This window comes from Parasphingorhabdus sp., assembly GCF_039982395.1.
Taxonomy (GTDB): domain Bacteria; phylum Pseudomonadota; class Alphaproteobacteria; order Sphingomonadales; family Sphingomonadaceae; genus Parasphingorhabdus.
In genome coordinates this window covers 846,741-863,779 of sequence record NZ_JBDWYO010000001.1, presented here as the reverse complement: position 1 = coordinate 863,779, position 17,039 = coordinate 846,741, and the positions used below count along the sequence as shown (strand labels likewise).

16 protein-coding genes are annotated in these 17,039 nt (G+C 52.0%); 7 read left to right on the top strand and 9 right to left on the bottom strand.

The annotated features are described in order from the left end of the window. Positions 1-2: 2 nt before the first annotated feature. The 3 genes from ABJV08_RS04310 to ABJV08_RS04300 form a co-directional block, all read right to left on the bottom strand. A complete protein-coding gene (locus ABJV08_RS04310) occupies positions 3-803 on the bottom strand; it encodes a LytTR family DNA-binding domain-containing protein (RefSeq protein WP_348041366.1) in 801 nt (266 codons plus the stop codon). Further along, complete coding sequence (locus ABJV08_RS04305; protein ID WP_348041367.1) at positions 800-2,032, bottom strand: histidine kinase; 1,233 nt, start codon at positions 2,030-2,032, stop codon at positions 800-802. Before ABJV08_RS04305 ends, ABJV08_RS04310 begins: the two co-directional genes overlap by 4 nt. 137 nt (positions 2,033-2,169) lie before the next feature. Beyond that, complete coding sequence (locus ABJV08_RS04300) at positions 2,170-2,709, bottom strand: helix-turn-helix domain-containing protein (protein ID WP_348041368.1); 540 nt, start codon at positions 2,707-2,709, stop codon at positions 2,170-2,172. A 176-nt stretch (positions 2,710-2,885) separates the two neighbouring features. On the opposite strand from ABJV08_RS04300, the gene ABJV08_RS04295 reads away from it, so the two are divergent. Together ABJV08_RS04295 and ABJV08_RS04290 are read left to right on the top strand one after the other, a co-directional pair. Further along, positions 2,886-3,215 carry a hypothetical protein gene (locus tag ABJV08_RS04295; protein ID WP_348041369.1) on the top strand — a complete coding sequence of 110 codons (330 nt, stop codon included), beginning with the start codon at positions 2,886-2,888 and terminating at the stop codon, positions 3,213-3,215. Between the two features lie 174 nt (positions 3,216-3,389). Then, a complete protein-coding gene (locus ABJV08_RS04290) occupies positions 3,390-5,480 on the top strand; it encodes a bifunctional (p)ppGpp synthetase/guanosine-3',5'-bis(diphosphate) 3'-pyrophosphohydrolase (RefSeq protein ID WP_348041371.1) in 2,091 nt (696 codons plus the stop codon). Positions 5,481-5,497: 17 nt separating this feature from the next. On the opposite strand, the gene ABJV08_RS04285 is transcribed toward ABJV08_RS04290, so the two are convergent. The 3 genes from ABJV08_RS04285 to rpsU are packed head-to-tail and all read right to left on the bottom strand — an operon-like array spanning position 5,498 to position 6,967. Further along, complete coding sequence (locus ABJV08_RS04285; protein ID WP_348041373.1) at positions 5,498-6,112, bottom strand: FKBP-type peptidyl-prolyl cis-trans isomerase; 615 nt, start codon at positions 6,110-6,112, stop codon at positions 5,498-5,500. A gap of 34 nt (positions 6,113-6,146) precedes the next feature. Next, positions 6,147-6,725 (bottom strand): FKBP-type peptidyl-prolyl cis-trans isomerase, encoded by a 579-nt coding sequence (locus tag ABJV08_RS04280; protein WP_348041375.1) that lies wholly within the window; start codon positions 6,723-6,725, stop codon positions 6,147-6,149. A gap of 35 nt (positions 6,726-6,760) precedes the next feature. Further along, the gene (gene rpsU, locus ABJV08_RS04275) at positions 6,761-6,967 is read right to left on the bottom strand and encodes a 30S ribosomal protein S21 (RefSeq protein WP_067197663.1); all 207 of its coding nucleotides are present in this window, start codon (positions 6,965-6,967) and stop codon (positions 6,761-6,763) included. A gap of 261 nt (positions 6,968-7,228) precedes the next feature. On the opposite strand from rpsU, the gene ABJV08_RS04270 reads away from it, so the two are divergent. Together ABJV08_RS04270 and ABJV08_RS04265 are read left to right on the top strand one after the other, a co-directional pair. After that, positions 7,229-7,993, top strand: coding sequence for a class II aldolase/adducin family protein (locus tag ABJV08_RS04270; protein WP_348041377.1), 765 nt, complete (start codon positions 7,229-7,231; stop codon positions 7,991-7,993). A gap of 98 nt (positions 7,994-8,091) precedes the next feature. Further along, positions 8,092-8,631, top strand: coding sequence for a (2Fe-2S)-binding protein (locus ABJV08_RS04265; RefSeq protein WP_348041379.1), 540 nt, complete (start codon positions 8,092-8,094; stop codon positions 8,629-8,631). A gap of 80 nt (positions 8,632-8,711) precedes the next feature. Here the strand turns inward: ABJV08_RS04265 and ABJV08_RS04260 are convergent, their stop codons facing one another. After that, positions 8,712-10,829, bottom strand: coding sequence for a TonB-dependent siderophore receptor (locus ABJV08_RS04260; protein ID WP_348041381.1), 2,118 nt, complete (start codon positions 10,827-10,829; stop codon positions 8,712-8,714). Between the two features lie 168 nt (positions 10,830-10,997). Between ABJV08_RS04260 and arsC the strand changes: the two genes are divergently transcribed. Further along, the gene (gene arsC / locus ABJV08_RS04255; protein WP_348041383.1) at positions 10,998-11,348 is read left to right on the top strand and encodes an arsenate reductase (glutaredoxin); all 351 of its coding nucleotides are present in this window, start codon (positions 10,998-11,000) and stop codon (positions 11,346-11,348) included. Positions 11,349-11,394: 46 nt separating this feature from the next. Beyond that, complete coding sequence (locus ABJV08_RS04250; protein WP_348041385.1) at positions 11,395-12,126, top strand: ParA family protein; 732 nt, start codon at positions 11,395-11,397, stop codon at positions 12,124-12,126. Between the two features lie 16 nt (positions 12,127-12,142). On the opposite strand, the gene ABJV08_RS04245 is transcribed toward ABJV08_RS04250, so the two are convergent. Together ABJV08_RS04245 and ABJV08_RS04240 are read right to left on the bottom strand one after the other, a co-directional pair. Then, positions 12,143-14,512: an EAL domain-containing protein gene (locus ABJV08_RS04245; RefSeq protein WP_348041387.1), complete on the bottom strand. Its 2,370-nt coding sequence runs from the start codon at positions 14,510-14,512 to the stop codon at positions 12,143-12,145. A gap of 88 nt (positions 14,513-14,600) precedes the next feature. Then, positions 14,601-16,331: a fatty acyl-AMP ligase gene (locus tag ABJV08_RS04240; protein ID WP_348041389.1), complete on the bottom strand. Its 1,731-nt coding sequence runs from the start codon at positions 16,329-16,331 to the stop codon at positions 14,601-14,603. A 219-nt stretch (positions 16,332-16,550) separates the two neighbouring features. On the opposite strand from ABJV08_RS04240, the gene ABJV08_RS04235 reads away from it, so the two are divergent. Continuing rightward, entirely contained in the window at positions 16,551-17,033 is a 483-nt protein-coding gene (locus ABJV08_RS04235) for a RecX family transcriptional regulator (RefSeq protein ID WP_348041391.1), read from the top strand. Positions 17,034-17,039 lie beyond the last annotated feature (6 nt).

Sequence of the window (17,039 nt, the reverse complement as noted above, 5' to 3'; positions counted from 1 at the left end):
CTCTAGTGAACGAAGCGCGCCACAACGTCGCGGTAGCTGCGACTGACTTTTACCTGCGCTCCTGAACCCAGCACCAGGAAACATTCGCCATTGGTGTGCGGTTTCACCTCTCTAACCTGGCTGAGGTTGACGATGGTCGAACGGTGCACCCGCTGAAAATGCCGGGGATCCAGGCGCTTCTCGAGATCTTTCATCGTTTCCCGGAGAATCAGACTATTGTCCGCCGTATAGATGCACATATAGTCGCCAGCCGCATCAATGCGTTCGATCGTATCGACATCCACCCGGAAAATCTGACCACGATCTTTCACGTTGATCAACTTCTCATAGCGGTTGGCGGCTGCGGGCTCTTCCGATTCGTCCATATCGGCCATCGCACCGGGTGCCACTTCGTTGAGCACCGATTTCAGCTTTTCTATCTCGTCTGCGCCCCGTTTTTCCAAAAGCCGCTTGCGGACCCGGTCTATTGCATCAGCCAGCCGATCTTCTTCGACCGGTTTCACCAGATAATCTATCGCCTCGGCCTCGAAAGCGCGGACGGCATGTTCTGAATAGGCCGTCACGAATATAAACATGGGTGGCTCAATCTCCATGATCCCCTGGACCACTGAAAAGCCGTCAAACCCTGGCATCTGGATATCGAGAAACACCAGATCGGGTTTCAATGTCTTGATTTTGCGAATCGCTTCCCGGCCATTGCGGCAAGTGTCGACTATCTCGATATCATCAAATTTCTCGAGCCGGATCTGCAAACCCTGGATCGCCAGCTTTTCGTCATCGACTAATATGGTCCTGATCGTCATGTTTTTAAATCCTTATGCTGAAACGATGCCATCGCCGGCGTATTCACCGGTTCCCGCTGATGGTCATCACTGGATGCATGCTCCCCAAAAATTGTCTCGTTTCTTACTTGTTCGTCTGTTGCAGAATCGTCTGCAGCTTCCCGTTCGATCTGCTCTCTCGTTTCGAATGGCAAAGCGATGAAGACCGAAAAGCCTTCGCCCGGGGACGACTGCGTCTCGAACGTTGCCATTTCTCCATAAGCCCGGTTTAATCGCTCCTGAATATTGCCAAGTCCAACACCGGTGGAATCTGTTTTTCCGACTGAGGCATTGTTCTTTCCTGGCCCGGTATCCGAGACGGTTATGCGCAATTTGTCCCCGTCAAGATGGGCAGCAACCAGGATATCAGCCCCGTCTTCTTGCGGCGTCACCGCGTATTTGATGGCATTCTCGACCAACGGCTGGAGTAGCAATGATGGCAACAGGCCATCGCGAACCGCGGGATCAATATCAAAATTCGATCGCAACCGCTCTTCAAAACGCATTTTCTCGATATCGAGATACAGATGCAGGGTTTCCACTTCCTGGGCCAACGTCACCCGGCTGTGCACTTCATTGACCAGCGTGTGACGCAAGAATGAGGACAAACGAGACAACATGGCATTGGCCGGTTCGGTCTGCCGGAGCAGCACCAGCGTGGAGATGCTGTTCAGCGTGTTGAACAGGAAATGCGGATTGAGTTGGTATCGCAGCATTGCAAGCTGCGCGCGCGTTGCCTGCGCTTCCAACTGCAGCAATTGATCATTTTGTTCTTCCACCCGAAGGAAGAAATTGATGGCGTAATAAAGCGCCGACCAGGCCCCAAGCAACATGATACCCAGAAACAGAGAGCCCAGAAACAGGGTACCAAACGCGGTTTCCGTCGCTGGATTTTGGATAAGGAAAACCCAGGCATCGATGAAGGCGTAGAGGGAAGCCGCCACCGCCAGGATCGCCGCCGTTATGCTCCACGTGACAATCGGTCGGCGGTGAATCAGATTCTTGTACACCACCGACAAAAGCAGAGAGATGGAATAGCCGGTGATGGTGGATATGATCACGGGGACCAGGAAGCTCAGCGGCAGTCCATTGGAGATGCCGCCGACCGCGCGCAGAATAAGCGCGCCGGCCCAACCTGCGGATTGCAGGTTCCAAAATGCCCGATTCTTGTTGCCAAAAAACGGCTGGGGACGGATTTCCATAACGGCCATCTTGCTATCTATAGCGGGGCAATGCCGCTTGGGAAAGAATCGCCTGTCATTTGAACAAATATGTCAGAAAATGATGCCCGGTCGATGAGAATCGAAATTCCACAAGCCGGACGGGAAGAAAGGATATCGAACAGGCTTTAGGCCACCGAAGATTCGCCGATTTCTTTAAGATGACGAACAACCATGTCATCGCGACTGCTGCGATCTGAATCGGATTTCAATTCAGATTCATCTATCCAGCACAGATTATCCATTTCGAGAACCCGGCCATCATGCGCCCGCATCGTGATCTCGCCGATCGGTTGGCGATCACGCGAATCGCACAATATTGGATTGGAAGGTACGCCGGTCTCCCACTTTTCGCCCCATTGCCGGAGCGCAATCATGGTGGGCAGTAAGCCTTGTCCCTTGTCGGTAAGCCGATATTCAACCTTACGCTTGTCATGGTCACAGGGACGACGCGTCATAATACCCGCTTCCACCATCCGGGTAAGCCGATTGGCCAGGATATTCCGGGCAATGCCAATTTCAGACAGGAAATCTTCAAAATGCCCAACGCCATTCAGTGCGGCACGCAATATCATGAAGCACCAGCGCTCACCGATCACTTCCAAAGATATGGGTAAACTACACTCATCGTCCGCCAGGCTCGATAGATTTTCTCTAATTTTGTCCATGACCCTATTCCTAAACCAGTTTTCCGATGAGTGCGAAAAAAATATAAGTTTTTAGTTGCAACTTAAAACCTATTAATCTAAGTATTGATTCGCAACTGATATTGCAAACGAAATTTTTCTCCCTGCTGGTTGCCCGAACGGGGACCACAAAACCAACTGATACGAAAGGAATTATCATGCTTCTCTCCCAAAGCCCGCTTCGTTCTTCCATGATCTTCTGTGTTGCTGCGATGACCTCGCTCACGCTGTTTACCGCTACGACAGCCGAAGCGCGCGGCACACCGATCGCCTATACCGCGGAATTGCAGGCACCGGTGCAAGCCGCGCAGGAAATAATCAGAGGCACCGTCATCCGCTGTGCTGGCACAGAATGTATCGGTGCACAAAGCAGCTCATCACCCCGAACGATCTGCGCCAAATTGGTCGATGAATTCGGTCCGGTCGAAAGCTTCGCCTATAAAGGCAAAGCATTTGACCCCGAAGCCATTGCCAAGTGCAACAACTGATCTAGCAACCCCCTCCTGACCGGCCCAATGCTCCCAAAAAGCAGCCAATGTAACGGCCCCCACCGGTCAGCCTAAGCGCCGAAGTCAGACTAATCTTCCAACCTCAGAAGATTAGAACTGGCTTCGGCGCTCTTTTTTGTTGCCCCAGCCTCGAAAGCCCGACATCTTCCCTGAATGCTCAGGCAATATGAACTGGTGGAACGGGTGCGATCCTATGATCCCGATGCAGATGAAGATCTGATCAACCGGGCTTATGTTTTTTCTGTGCAAAAGCATGGCAGCCAGAAACGTGCCAGCGGCGACCCCTATTTCAGCCATCCAATCGAAGTTGCCGGTTTGATGACCGACCTCAAACTGGACCAGCAGACGATTGTCACTGCTTTGCTCCACGATACCGTGGAAGATACGCTGACCACATCAGAAGAAATCCAAAAATTATTCGGTAAGGAAATCGCCCGGCTGGTCGATGGCGTAACCAAGCTTTCCAAGATCGAAGCCCAAACCGACAATGAACGTGCCGCCGAAAACCTCCGCAAATTCCTACTCGCCATGTCCGATGATATCCGGGTTCTTTTGGTCAAGCTTGCGGATCGGCTGCACAATATGCGGACTTTGCACTTCATCAAAAGTGAAGAAAAGCGGATCCGGATCGCGCATGAGACAATGGATATCTACGCTCCGCTGGCCGAGCGAGTGGGCATGTACGAATATATGCGCGAGATGCAATTGTTGGCGTTTCAAAACATGGAACCCGAAGCCTATGAAACCATCACGAAGAGGTTGCAGGCTATCAAGGAAGGGGACGAGGGCCAGGTTGATAAAATAGCCCAGTCAATCCAGAAGTCTCTGGAAAGTGGTGGTTTGGTAGCTGAGGTCAGCGGTCGGGAAAAACACCCCTATTCCATTTGGCGAAAAATGCAGGAACGGCATGTCAGCTTTGAGCAGCTGACCGACATCATGGCCTTCCGGGTCGTCACCGACAATAGTACAGAATGTTATCGCGCGCTGGGCATCCTACACAACAATTGGAAAATGGTGCCGGGCCGGTTTAAAGACTATATTTCGACGCCAAAACGCAACGGCTATCAGTCGCTGCACACCACGATCATGCACGGCAATAATATGCGGGTGGAAATTCAAATCCGTTCGCAGCGCATGCACGAAGACAATGAATATGGGCTCGCCGCACATTGGGCCTATAAGCAGGGCAATCAACCCGACGGCCAGGCTGGCTGGATTCGGGATCTGATCGAGATTCTCGACCAAGCGGAAGATGCAGAAGAGCTGCTCGAGCACACCCGGCTTGCAATGTATCAGGATCGCATTTTTGCTTTCACGCCTAAAGGCACTTTGCTGCAAATGCCTCGAGGATCGACCACCGTTGATTTTGCTTATGCCGTGCACACCGATCTCGGCAATCAGGCGGTGGGTGCAAAGGTCAATGGTCGGCATGTCCCATTGCGGACCCAGTTGCAAAATGGCGACGTTGTAGAGATTCTGAAATCCAAAGGGCAAGAACCACAACCGGGCTGGCTCTCTTTTGTCATCACCGGCAAGGCACGAGCGGCCATCCGACGAAATGTGCGCTTCAAGGAACGTGATGAGATGGTCGCAATCGGCACAGAGCTCTATGAAGAAATCATCGAACGACTACCCGGAAAAATTGGTAAGCGGGCGATCAAGGCGGCTCTAAATCGACTCAACATGCCGGAGACCGATGATCTGATGATCGCAATTGGTACCCGCCAGCTAAGCGACCGCGAGGTGATGGAAGCCATTGTTCCCGGCAGTGTCCACGACAATGACGACGAGCGCCAATGGCCTGAACAGGATCGTGCGATTTCAATCAAGGGCCTGACGCCAGGCGTTGCCTTTAACCTGGCAGAATGCTGTCATCCTGTGCCCGGTGATCGCATCGTCGGGCTGCGCCGTAGCGGTGAAAATGTAGAAGTGCATACCATCGATTGCCATACGCTGGCCGATGGTGTGGATGCGGATTGGGTGGACCTCAGCTGGGGCACGGAAAGCGATGGCGCGGCAGCACGGCTATGCGTCGTACTGCACAACAAGCCGGGAACGCTTTCCGAGATGGCTGGGATTTTCGGCTTTCACAACGCAAATATCTTGAACCTGCGCCTCTCACACCGCGATGGGCCGTTCCATACGTTTGATGTAGATCTCGAAGTTCACAATGTCCATCATCTGATGCGGATATTGTCTGCGCTGCGGGCATCTGAAGCGGTCGCCCAAGCCGAACGCGCTTAACGCAACTTCGGCAATTTTTAAGGAGCAGGGGGCGGTCCGCCGGAGACACCTTGTGCCTGCATCTGCTGCCGCAATTCTTCCATCTGCTCGGCGGTGATAAAATCCAGCAGAGTCACATCGAAAATCAGCAGGCTATTGGGCGGAACATTCTCGCCGGGAGATGCTTCGCCATATGCCAGATCTGAAGGAATCCAGAGGCGATATTCTCCGCCCTTTTGCATCAATTGCAGCGCTTCGGAGAAACCAGGTACGACGCCGCCAACCGGCATCGGGGTCTGCTCATTGGCATCAAAGACCGTGCCGTCCCGCAACGTCCCCTCATATTTGACCAAAGCAGTGTCCGTAGCCGTAGGCGAATCACCTTCACCCGGCTTGATGACTTTATATTGCAAGCCGGATTGCGTTGTTACGACATCCGCCTGTTTTCCGTTCTCAATCAGAAATTCCGCGTTACCAGGCGGCGGGAAAAACTTTTCCCACCCGGCTTGAGCAAATTCTGTCGGACTGGTTTTTTCCGGAATTGCCGCGGCGAGCACGGCCATTAGAATGACGCCGAATAGCAGTCCGAAACCGAAGGGTTTGATCGGCAAGGATGGTCTATCAATATCGAGTTGAGAGCGGTCGTTACCCACGAACTATTCTCCGAAATGGAACCAAGCCGATCGTCTAACGGCCAGGGGCACCGGGAGCGCCAGGTACGCCTTGTGCTTGCATTTGCTGCCGCAGCTCTTCCATTTGCTCTGCGGTAATAAAGTCTAGCAAAGTGATATCAAACATCAGCAGACTGTTCGGGGGAATTTGTTCACCCGGGGATGCTTCGCCATAGGCGAGGTCTGACGGAATCCAGATACGATATTCTCCGCCCTTCTGCATCAGTTGCAGCGCTTCGGAGAAACCAGGTACGACGCCGCCAACCGGCATCGGGGTCTGCTCATTGGCATCAAAGACCGTGCCGTCCCGCAACGTGCCTTCATATTTGACCAGTGCTGTGTCTGTTAGCGTTGGCGAAGTGCCTTCGCCGGGCTTGATCACTTTATACTGAAGGCCGGATTCGGTTGTGATAACCCCATCTTCTCCCGCATTGGCAGCGAGAAACTGTTCATTGGACGCGCCATTCACAACAACATCCTGAGTGCCGGCATAAGCAATTCCCATCGCCGCAACAGCAATGAACAGAACGCCGATCCAGATTTTGGTCAGGGAGCCCTTTTTAATGGGATGAATTGGAACGGTCGTAACAGACATCGATAGGCTACCTTCTAGTTGTGATGCTGAAGCGCTTAAATCAGGCCGTCGCGTTCCATCCGCTTACGGTCCATTTTACGGGCACGGCGCACCGCAGCAGCCTTTTCACGAGCACGTTTCTCAGAAGGCTTCTCATAGTGGCGGCGAAGTTTCATTTCGCGATAGACGCCTTCGCGCTGCAACTTTTTCTTGAGCGCCCGGAGGGCCTGATCGACATTATTGTCGCGAACCATGATTTGCATAAGACTGAGTAACTCCGTTCAAATTTCGTAGCGGACCAGAAGCAATTTCTTCTGGCCTGAATTGGTGTAAAAGCCATAAATAAGGGTTTGCAGCAGAATCAATCTGCTTCAATCTCGGGCCGCCTATCAATTTCTCGGCACGGAGGCAAGCTTTTCCACGATTTATTGGCGGCTCTGCCAAGAGCTTTGCATTCCTGTTTTATGGGCTTTGCTATAGGATATCGAAACAACAAGGCATCAGCCGATTCGAGGAGAGACAAAATGGCCACCGCGATCAATGTGCAGTCCAGCTGTAGCGCAGAAGAATGGAAGGCGCGCCAGCGGCTTGCCGCCTGCTACCGTATTTTCGCTTATCTTGGATGGGACGAGATGATCTTCAATCACATCACCCTGAAAGTGCCCGGTGAGGATGATGCCTTTTTGATCAATCCCTATGGCCTGCATTTCAGCGAAGTATCGGCGTCGACACTGGTCAAGATCGATATCGACGGGAACACGCTGGATGGTTCGACTTACCCGATCAACAAGGCCGGCTTCACGCAGCATAGCCTGTTCCACCGCGAGCTCCCCGATGTCCATGCAATCATCCACACGCACACCACGGCTACCATGGCGGTATCCTCCATTGAAGGCGGGCTCCAACCGATAAACTTTTATGCAGCTGCGGTCGTCCCGCGCCTCGCCTATCACAAGTTTGAAGGGATTACCGTGCATGAAGATGAAGGTCCGCGCTTTCTCGCCAGCCTCGGCAAGAAGCGGATGATGATGCTGGAGAATCACGGTCCTGTGGTCATGGGACGGACATTGGAACAAGCGTTCCTCAACCACTGGGTGTTGCAACGCGCTTGCGAAATCCAGATGCAGACTTTGTCGATGGGAAAACCAGTGATGATCGGCGAAGAGGTGATCAAGAAGCATCTCGACAACCTGTCACAAGCGTCGATCGATCCTATGCAACAGGGCGTGCCAGAATTTGATGCCATGGTGCGGTTGGTGGATCGCGAAGATAGAAGCTGGCGCGAATGATAGTGCCGTCCTCATGCTGACCTTGTTTCAGCAAGTCTTATTGAATAGATCAAGCCTAGGAAATCCTGAAACAGGTTCGGGGTGATGAGTAACGTCCTATGACAAAGTTCACCGTCAATGATCGCCCGGTCGAATATCGCATGGCCCCGGAAACCCCGCTCCTCTGGGCATTGCGCGATGCATCCAATCTCACCGGCACCAAATATGGCTGCGGTACCGGCGATTGCGGAGCATGTATGGTCGATGTAGACGGCGAGGCTATCCGATCCTGTCTCGTTACTATTGGTGAAATGGAAGGCCGATTTGTTACCACAATCGAGGCACTATCGAGGGACCGGAGTCACCCTGTGCAACAGGCATGGGCAGCCGAGAATGTACCGCAATGTGGTTTCTGCCAATCCGGCATGATCATGGCTGCCGCGGTGCTGCTGAAGAAAAATACCAATCCGTCCAACGATGATATTGATGAGGCAATTACCAACATCTGTCGCTGCGGCACCTATCCACGGATCCGAGAAGCCATCCAGCGCGCCGGACGCGTCGCTCGCGGAGAAACGGTACTCAGCGCAGCACCACCGCCCGGCATTGATCCGGAGGACGCGGCCAAGGCCGTGCCGGCGCTAACACCCAAAGACTAGAATCTACAATATTTGCCGAGACTCGGTGGGAAATTGGAGACCCGATCAGGGGGTCGAGTCTCCACCATTATAGAGATCGATTAGAATCGCCCGGTAATCGAAAAACGGGCGTTCAACGGCGCTCCCACTGTTGTCTGATGCGTGCTATGAGAACTCGGGAAATACAATGTATCTGTCAAATTCTCGATATTGACCTGCAATCGCAAATTCTCGGAAACATCAAAATGGGCTGACGCATCGATACGGGTATAGGCTGGCAAAATAGCGGTATTCCCATTGTTAACAAAAGTCTCATCTTGATGGGTCAATCCAAGGCCAAAACCAATGCGGTCTGATATCTGAATGCTGTTCCAGATCGAAAATGTATTTTCTGGAAGCTCGCGTGGACGCAGCCCTGTCGCGCCCGCACGATCGACCTGTTCACCAGAAAGATAGCTATAGCCCGCAGAAACAAACCAATTGTCTGTCACTTGGCCTCGAAGCTGTAGTTCAAATCCGCGAATGTCAGAATCGATAACATCCAGGGTTGAAGGATCATTGTCATTCGGTTGCGGCGAACTTTGCTCAATTTCGAATATCGCAGCTGTGAAACTCAAGCCTTGCTCAAAATCCCACTTTATCCCTGCTTCCATATTCGTGAATGTATTGGGATCAAGAGCATTGTTGCTTCCGTTTATATTTGCAAATTGCTCTCCGCTGCGCGGCAAAAAGCTTTTGCTGTAACTTGCGTAGAAAGAGACATTCTCCATCGGCTTGAAAACAAGACCGGCTCTCGGCGAGAATTCTTCGTCTTTGCGCGTCCGGATATCTCCGGCCACAACATTATTGACGGTAATGTCAAAACTATCAAAACGCCCGCCAAGGACAACATTCAGCCAATCCGTCACCTTAATCTCGTCCTGAATATAGAAAGAGAAAACATCGATATCGACCCGCGTGTCATCGTTGGTATCAACAAAAAAATCATTCGCGGTCGCGATGCCCGCAGCGTTCACGCCAATGCCGCCACGCAAATTCAGAGGACGTTCGATCGCAAAAACCTCATTGTCGTCCATTGTGGTATTCCAGAATGCATTCAGCCGATTCTGATCAGATGAGGTGCTGATATATTCACCGCCGAACATCAATGTATGACCGATGCTGCCCGTTTCAAATTCTCCCACCAGATTGCCCGAGAGAATTAGATTCTGACGCTCGGTTGTATCGATATAGCCATCAAGCGTAACGACATTAGGTGTGTTTGCTTGATCATAGCCTGATGCATAGAAGTTCGAATAGACCTTCTCGTAATCGCCATAAAAGGCACTAAAATTGCCTTTGAAATTGTCCGAGAAGCTATGCTGAAGATTGGCCCGCAGAAGATGCGCCTCCAATTCAGTGAAGTTAAGATCCGGGTCTCCGAAAACAACGTTTCTGAGAGCGGAAACCGGTCGCCCGTCGGTGCCTGTTGGAATGCCGCGATCTATGAAACGTTCATGGTTTGCATATTCATAAGAGAGATCGAGCGTTGTATCGGGTCCGGCTTGAAACCGTATAGTGGGATTGAATCCAATTCGATCCCCGTTGTAGAAATCGCGGTGGTTGTTCAGGCTCTCATACATTGCGTTGACACGGATTCCAACATTCTCACCGGCAGAGAAGTTGAGATCTCCTTGAATGCTAAACTCACCAAAAGTATCGATCGCGACCTGCCCTCCGCCAAAGGTTTCGCCAATTGTTCCTTTCTTGGTCACCCGATTCAATATGCCACCAGTGCCGCCACGACCGAAGAGCAGCGCGTTTGGACCGCGCAGAATTTCTACCTGTTCCAGATTGTAGAGGCCTCGATAATATTGAACATCGTCACGAACACCATCGATATAGAAGTCAGCGGTTGAACGGACACCGCGAAAAACGACCGCATCACGATGGCCTTCTCCCTGGGTATTATTCACACCGGGCGTATAGTCGATTATCTGACCGATGCTGGTAAAGCCGCGCTGTTTGATTTCATCAGCAGTAGTGATAGACAGACTCTGAGGAACGTCGATAATAGGCGTTGGCGTCTTTACGGCATTGATTTGATTCGAATACAGAACATCACCTACGACCACGATATCGTCGTCTCTATTCTCGGCGTCCGCTTCTGCGGCATGGGCAACATATGGAACCATCATGGTTGTAGCCAGAAAGGCCAAAGTCGCTTTAGGCTTGAACATTCAATATTTCCCTGATCAACAGTCCTTGAGAATCATTCTCAATATCACCCTGCTGGTAATGATAATGATTCTCACAAGCAACGAGAAATATTGATAACTGCGTTTTTCCTTGCAGTTGGGAAATGATGATGTTTTTTGGCAACAAACGAAATATTTGAGGAGGAAGAAATGAAAGCGACTATTTGGCACAATCCGAAATGCGGTACGTCCCGCAAGACCATGGCCATTTTGCAGGAAGCGCCCGGAGTAGAGCTTACCGTCGTTGAATATCTCAAAAACCCGCCTGAACGTGCCAAGCTGGAACAGCTGTACAGCGATGCTGGCATGACCCCCCAGGAAGGCTTAAGAGTGCGCGGATCCCCTGCCGAGGAATTGGGGCTGACAAATGATAGTGCGACAGCCGATCAGATCTTGGATGCGATGGCTCAGGAACCGAGCCTGATCAACCGGCCTCTCGTTGAGACGGAAAAAGGGGTCAGACTGTGCCGGCCACAGGACATCGTACAAGAAATACTCTGACAAGATGCTCTCTCGGCAGATTTGAAGAAACCAACCGGGAAAGACTATGTCGGTAATCGCAGTGTACAGTATGAAAGGCGGCGTTGGCAAAAGCTGTACCGCCGTCAACCTGGCCTGGAATAGCGCCGTCGGCAGCTCGCGCAGAACGCTGGTATGGGATCTTGATCCGCAGGGCGCCGCTTCGTTCATTCTCAAAGGGGGACAGGCGGAAAAGGACCGCGCACGCGCAATGGTTGCCGGCAATGTCAAGCCGAGCAAGCTGATCAAGCATACGGATTTGGAAAACCTGGATCTGTTGGCCGCCGACGTCTCTCTGCGCGGCCTTGATCGACTGTTTTTCCAGATCAGCAAAAAGCGGCATCTCGGCAAACTGCTTAAGGAAATGAGCAAAGACTATGATCGAATCATTCTCGACTGCCCTCCAGGTCTGGCGGAAACGAGCGAGCAAATTTTGCGCAATGCGGATGTCGTCATTGTACCAGTCATACCCTCTCCACTCTCGGAACGAGCGCTGACTGATGTCCAGATGTTCCTCAACGGCAAAGGGAAAAAGCACGCACCTTTATTGCCCATATACACGATGGTCGATCGGCGGCGATCGATCCATAAGCAAGGCTTGATCCGAAAACCAAAATGGCCCGTTATCCCGATGTCGAGTGCGGTTGAACAGATGACAAAATTGCAAAAACCGGTCGGTAGCTTCGCTCCGCGCAGTCCGGCTGCGCAGGCTTACACCAAAATTTGGCGCGGCATTGAAAAGCGATTGGCGAAGAAATAGGCAGCGTACAGCGGTCTTATGCGGACCGTTGATTATACTCCGGCTGCCCAGCATCAAATGTGCTGAACAATTCTTGCGCATCAGAGGCGATCATGGGTCGTCCGAAATAATATCCTTGGATCTTCCGGCAACCCAGCTTCTTGATCATTCTCACTTCTTCTTCTGTCTCAGCTCCCTCGGCGGTAGTGGACATCCCAAGCGCGTCGGCCATCGCAACAACCGCGCGAATGATCGCAAGACTTTCTGGGGCATTTTTCGCGGCCCCCTGAACAAAGCTGCGGTCGACTTTGATCGTTGTGAAGCGCGTTTTGCGTAAATAGCCAAGAGAAGAATAGCCTGTGCCAAAATCGTCGAGCGATAGATTTATTCCCAGCGCGATAATTTGATCGAGCATTTCGGCAGCGCCAGTACCTTCGCGCATGAAGATGCTCTCGGTCACTTCAATTTCCAGGCGATTGACAGGAAGTCCGCTGTCTTCGAGCGCGGACACAACCATCTCGAGAAAATTGGGTTCGGTCAGCTGATCGGCAGAGACATTTACGGCAACTTTAACTGTAGATGGCCATTTCATGGCTTCCTTACAGGCCGTGCGCATGACCCATTCGCCAATCGGAACGATCAGACGCGCGTCTTCTGCTAACGGCACGAACTTAGCCGGTGACACAACGCCAAATTGGGGACTGGTCCACCGCAGAAGTGCCTCGAATCCTACTACTCCGCCCGATTCAGCGCTGACCACAGGTTGATAGTTGAGCGAGAATTCATCATTATCCAGCGCTTTGCGCAGCGCCATTTCCATCACGCGCCGTTCTTCCGCTTGCACGTGAAGCTTGGGTTCATATTGATTGAAGGAACCGCCGCCCTGATCTTTTGAGCGATAAAGCGCGAGATCCGCACTGCGCATCAGCATTTCCACGGTGCGTCCATCACGAGGGCCTAGTGCCGTTCCGACGCTCGCGCCAATATATAATGTATGCTGATCGACCTCATAGGGCCGCGAGAGCGTTTCAATAATCTGTCGCGCCAACGACTCCATGTAATTCGTGTCGCTCGCGTCTCTGACCACGATAGCAAATTCATCACCACCCAGGCGACCACAGAGCTCATTCTCGGTCATGATCGAGCGCAAACGATCCGCCACGCGCGCTAGCAGCCGATCACCCACCGGATGACCGAGCGTGTCATTCACCGCCTTGAATCGATCAAGGTCGATCATCATGAAACCACAGCGACCGTTCCACTTGTCGGACATCTCAATCGATTGTCCGACCGCTTCGGTCAGCTGCAGGCGATTGGGCAGACGGGTAAGCGTGTCGAATCTCGCCATATGCGAAATTTTATCGGCCGACTCACGCTGTTCGGTGATGTCAGATCCAACGCCGCGGAAACCATGAAAGGCCCCATTATCGTCAAGCTTCGGTGAAGCAGACAATTCCCACCAGCGGCTTTCGCCATTAATTTGAACCGGCACTAGCATATTGCTGAAACTGTCACGCTGTTTCAGCTTGTCTGCCAGCTCATGCAGGGCGTTAGAGAAGTTCCCGCTTTCCCAAGATTCTCCGGCAACCAGCTGCAAAAAGGGTTTGCCTTCAATCTCCTCAGCCGGCTGTCCAATGGCATGTGCGAAGCGCGGAGAAACATGAGATATGCGCCGCGATGTATCAGTCTGCCAAAGCCAGTCTGCACCTGTGTCCTCAAATTCCTTGAGCAACAGGCTAACCACTTCACTTTTTTCATTCAGACTCGCTTCGGCGACCTTTCGGTCAATGAACGCCCGACCGGTCATCAGGCAGGCAGAGGTCAGCAAGACCGCGATCGCTATTGATGCAACTGCCAATTGAACGTTGCCGACATTATACCAACCAAAGGCCAGCGAGAGGCTTGTCGATGCAATGAACAAGATGCTGCTCAACGGCATAGCCGAGAACATCATTGCAGAACCCACCATCAGACAAATGATGGTCGCCCATACCGGGATCATCGTCATGAGATCCGCGCTGAATGAGAAAAGCAGAAATCCAGCGCCCCAGAAAGCGCCACTGGCTAAGGAAATGAGATAGACAAACAGTGTATCCGAACGATCAACAGTTTTTCTCTGCCACGCAGATTGCTTGCGAAACTTGAAATGCGAATAGACATATAGCGCAGTGAGCCCCAACAGCCAGACACTGAGCGATATGACATTGATTTGACCAATTCCCCATTGCACGGTCAAAAGACCGCACACGATGGCAGAAAGAATTTTCAGCAGGCTGTGCTGATGAATTCCGCTGAACTGAAGCGCACGAATTCTCCCCCAATCAATCCCTTTGGGATCGGAGAGGCCGAGTAGAACGCTAAGCGGGATTTCCCGTGGCAGACCGGATTGAGTAACATTTTTTAACACGCCCCGTCCTTACGTCGAAATTCTTATCGAAAAGTAAGGACGGGCTAAGTTTTTTTTGCAATTCTCGGTTAATAAGAATTAATCTGCTTCAGGCAGCAATCGCGTAGGGTTGAATATCTCCTGAAAGATATAGGTTACGGGCCTTTGCGCGGCTCAATTTTCCTGAACTGGTGCGTGGCAATGTTCTCGGTGGCACGAGTTCTATGACGCAATTCATTCCCGTAATGGCTCTCACCTTTTCTCTAATCTCGTTCCATAGCCGCAAACGTTCGATTTCATCAGAAGTCCTGCACTGAACCAGCACAGCAGGTGTTTCTTCTCCTCCTGGCGTGGTTATCGCAAAAGCGGCTATGTCTCCCGCTTTGAAACCTGGCAATTGTTCCACCGCCCATTCGATATCCTGCGGCCAGTGGTTTTTGCCGTTGATGATGATCATGTCTTTCGCCCGGCCGACAATATAAAGATAGCCGTTGGATAAATAGCCCATGTCACCCGTGTCCAACCAATCGTCGACCAGACAGGCATCGGTCGCTTCCTGATCACCATAATAGCAATCCATCACCGCTGGGCTTTTCATCCAAACTTTGCCAATGGTTTTTTCAGCCAGAATCGCGCCATTTTCCTCGCGTATTTCCAGCAATGTGTCCCGCACAGGTTTGCCGCAATTGACGATCGCCCGAAAACGTTTGGGGCGACTGCCATCGCTCTTTTTCTCTCCGGCAAGCTCGGTTTCTTCAACCAGTTCCACTTCCATACCTTCGCCAGATGGCATCAATGTCACCGCGAGCGTCGCTTCTGCGAGACCGTAGCTTGGCAGGAAAGCTTTCGCGTCAAATCCTGCGGGCGCAAAAGCATCGGTAAACCTTTGCATCACGTCGGGCCGGATCATATCCGCGCCATTGCCTGCCAGCCGCCAGCGCGAGAGATCGAAGCGCTCTTTTACGTTCGACTGACTGCCGATACGCCGCGCGCAAATCTCATAGCCAAAGGTCGGTGAAAAGCTGCAGGATGTGCCCGGGTTGCGTGTAATGAGATCGAGCCAGGACAAAGGTCGTCGAGCAAAATCGGCAGTCTTGAGATAATCTGTTGAGACCTGATTTGCGACCATCGACAAGAAGCAACCGACCAGCCCCATGTCATGATAAAAGGGCAACCAAGAGATGCATCGATCGGTACTATTGATCAACATGCCGTGAGCATGCGAACCGAGATTGTGCAACAATGCCTCGTGCGACACCGCGACACCGTGCGGAAAGCGGGTCGAACCGCTTGAATATTGCAGATATGCAATATCGCTGCTTTTGGCCGAAGGCAGTTCGACATCGGGCGCAGGCTGTTCGGCAAATGCATCCCAGCCAAAAACCGGAATGTCGCGAGATTGGCCAGCCGCAGCCGCCAATTCTGCAATTTCATCCGGGAACAACAATAATGCGGGGTTACAGCTATCCAATTGCACACCGATCTGGTCGATATAGCTTTCCTTGCCACCAAAAGATGTCGGCAAAGGTAAAGGAACCGGCAAGGCGCCAGCATAGACAGCTCCGAAAAATAGAGCACAAAATTGCGGTTCGGTATCGGCGATCAGCGCGACCCGGTCGCCCGGCTTGATGCCGGAAGCGATCAATCGCTTTGCTGCTGCCAGTGCGTCTTCACGCAGCTCGCTAAACGGGTATACCCGGACCAGCGAAGCACGCGCATCGTGAAAGTTGAAACCCTTTTGGCCCTGTGCCGCATAATCCAGGGCATCACCCAGCGTATCAAAATCCGAGAAACGGCGCGGCAGTTCGTCCAAAGTCGGGGTTGATGTCAGTTCAGTCATCCAATATCCATTTCCGGAAGGTCCAGCCTTCCTAAAACCAATCTTCTTGCTTCGGTAAGGGAGTTCGGTATTTTTGACCTCCCTTTCGCCTGTGTTGCCATCGTCATTGATAACCTCTGGCGTTTAAATTTCGACCCGACTGTGGCACAAAAAGGGCAAAGGTCATAGTTGAAGGTCAAACCGTTGAAAAACAGCGTTAAAACGTTAAATCAGGAGAGTTTGTATCGGCTGGCTATACGCTATGTCGAACGATATGCAACGACCCGCAAGAAACTGGCAGATTATCTCCACCGGAAAATTGGGGAAAGGGAATGGCAAGATGCAGCCCCTGCCGCGGTAGAGGAGTTGGTGGAGCGGTTTGCTGATCTGGGCTATATAGATGATGCGCTATACGCCCAGACCAAGGCAGCTTCCCTCACCCGCCGCGGATATGGAATCCGTCGAGTATCACAAGCGCTGTATCAGGCGGGCATTAGTGAAACGGATGGTCGCGAGGCTTTCCATGCCAGCGAAACGAACAAATGGGCAGCAGCGGATAAATTTGCTCGCAAGAGAAAAGTGGGTCCCTATGCCGAAACCGAGCAAGATCCCGATAAACGCCACAAGCAACTGCAGGCCTTCATGCGGGCCGGCCATGACTTCGATTTGGCGTCTCGCTTTGTCTTCGCGAAACCTGGCGCAGATTTAACGGAGGAAGACTAGAGACGA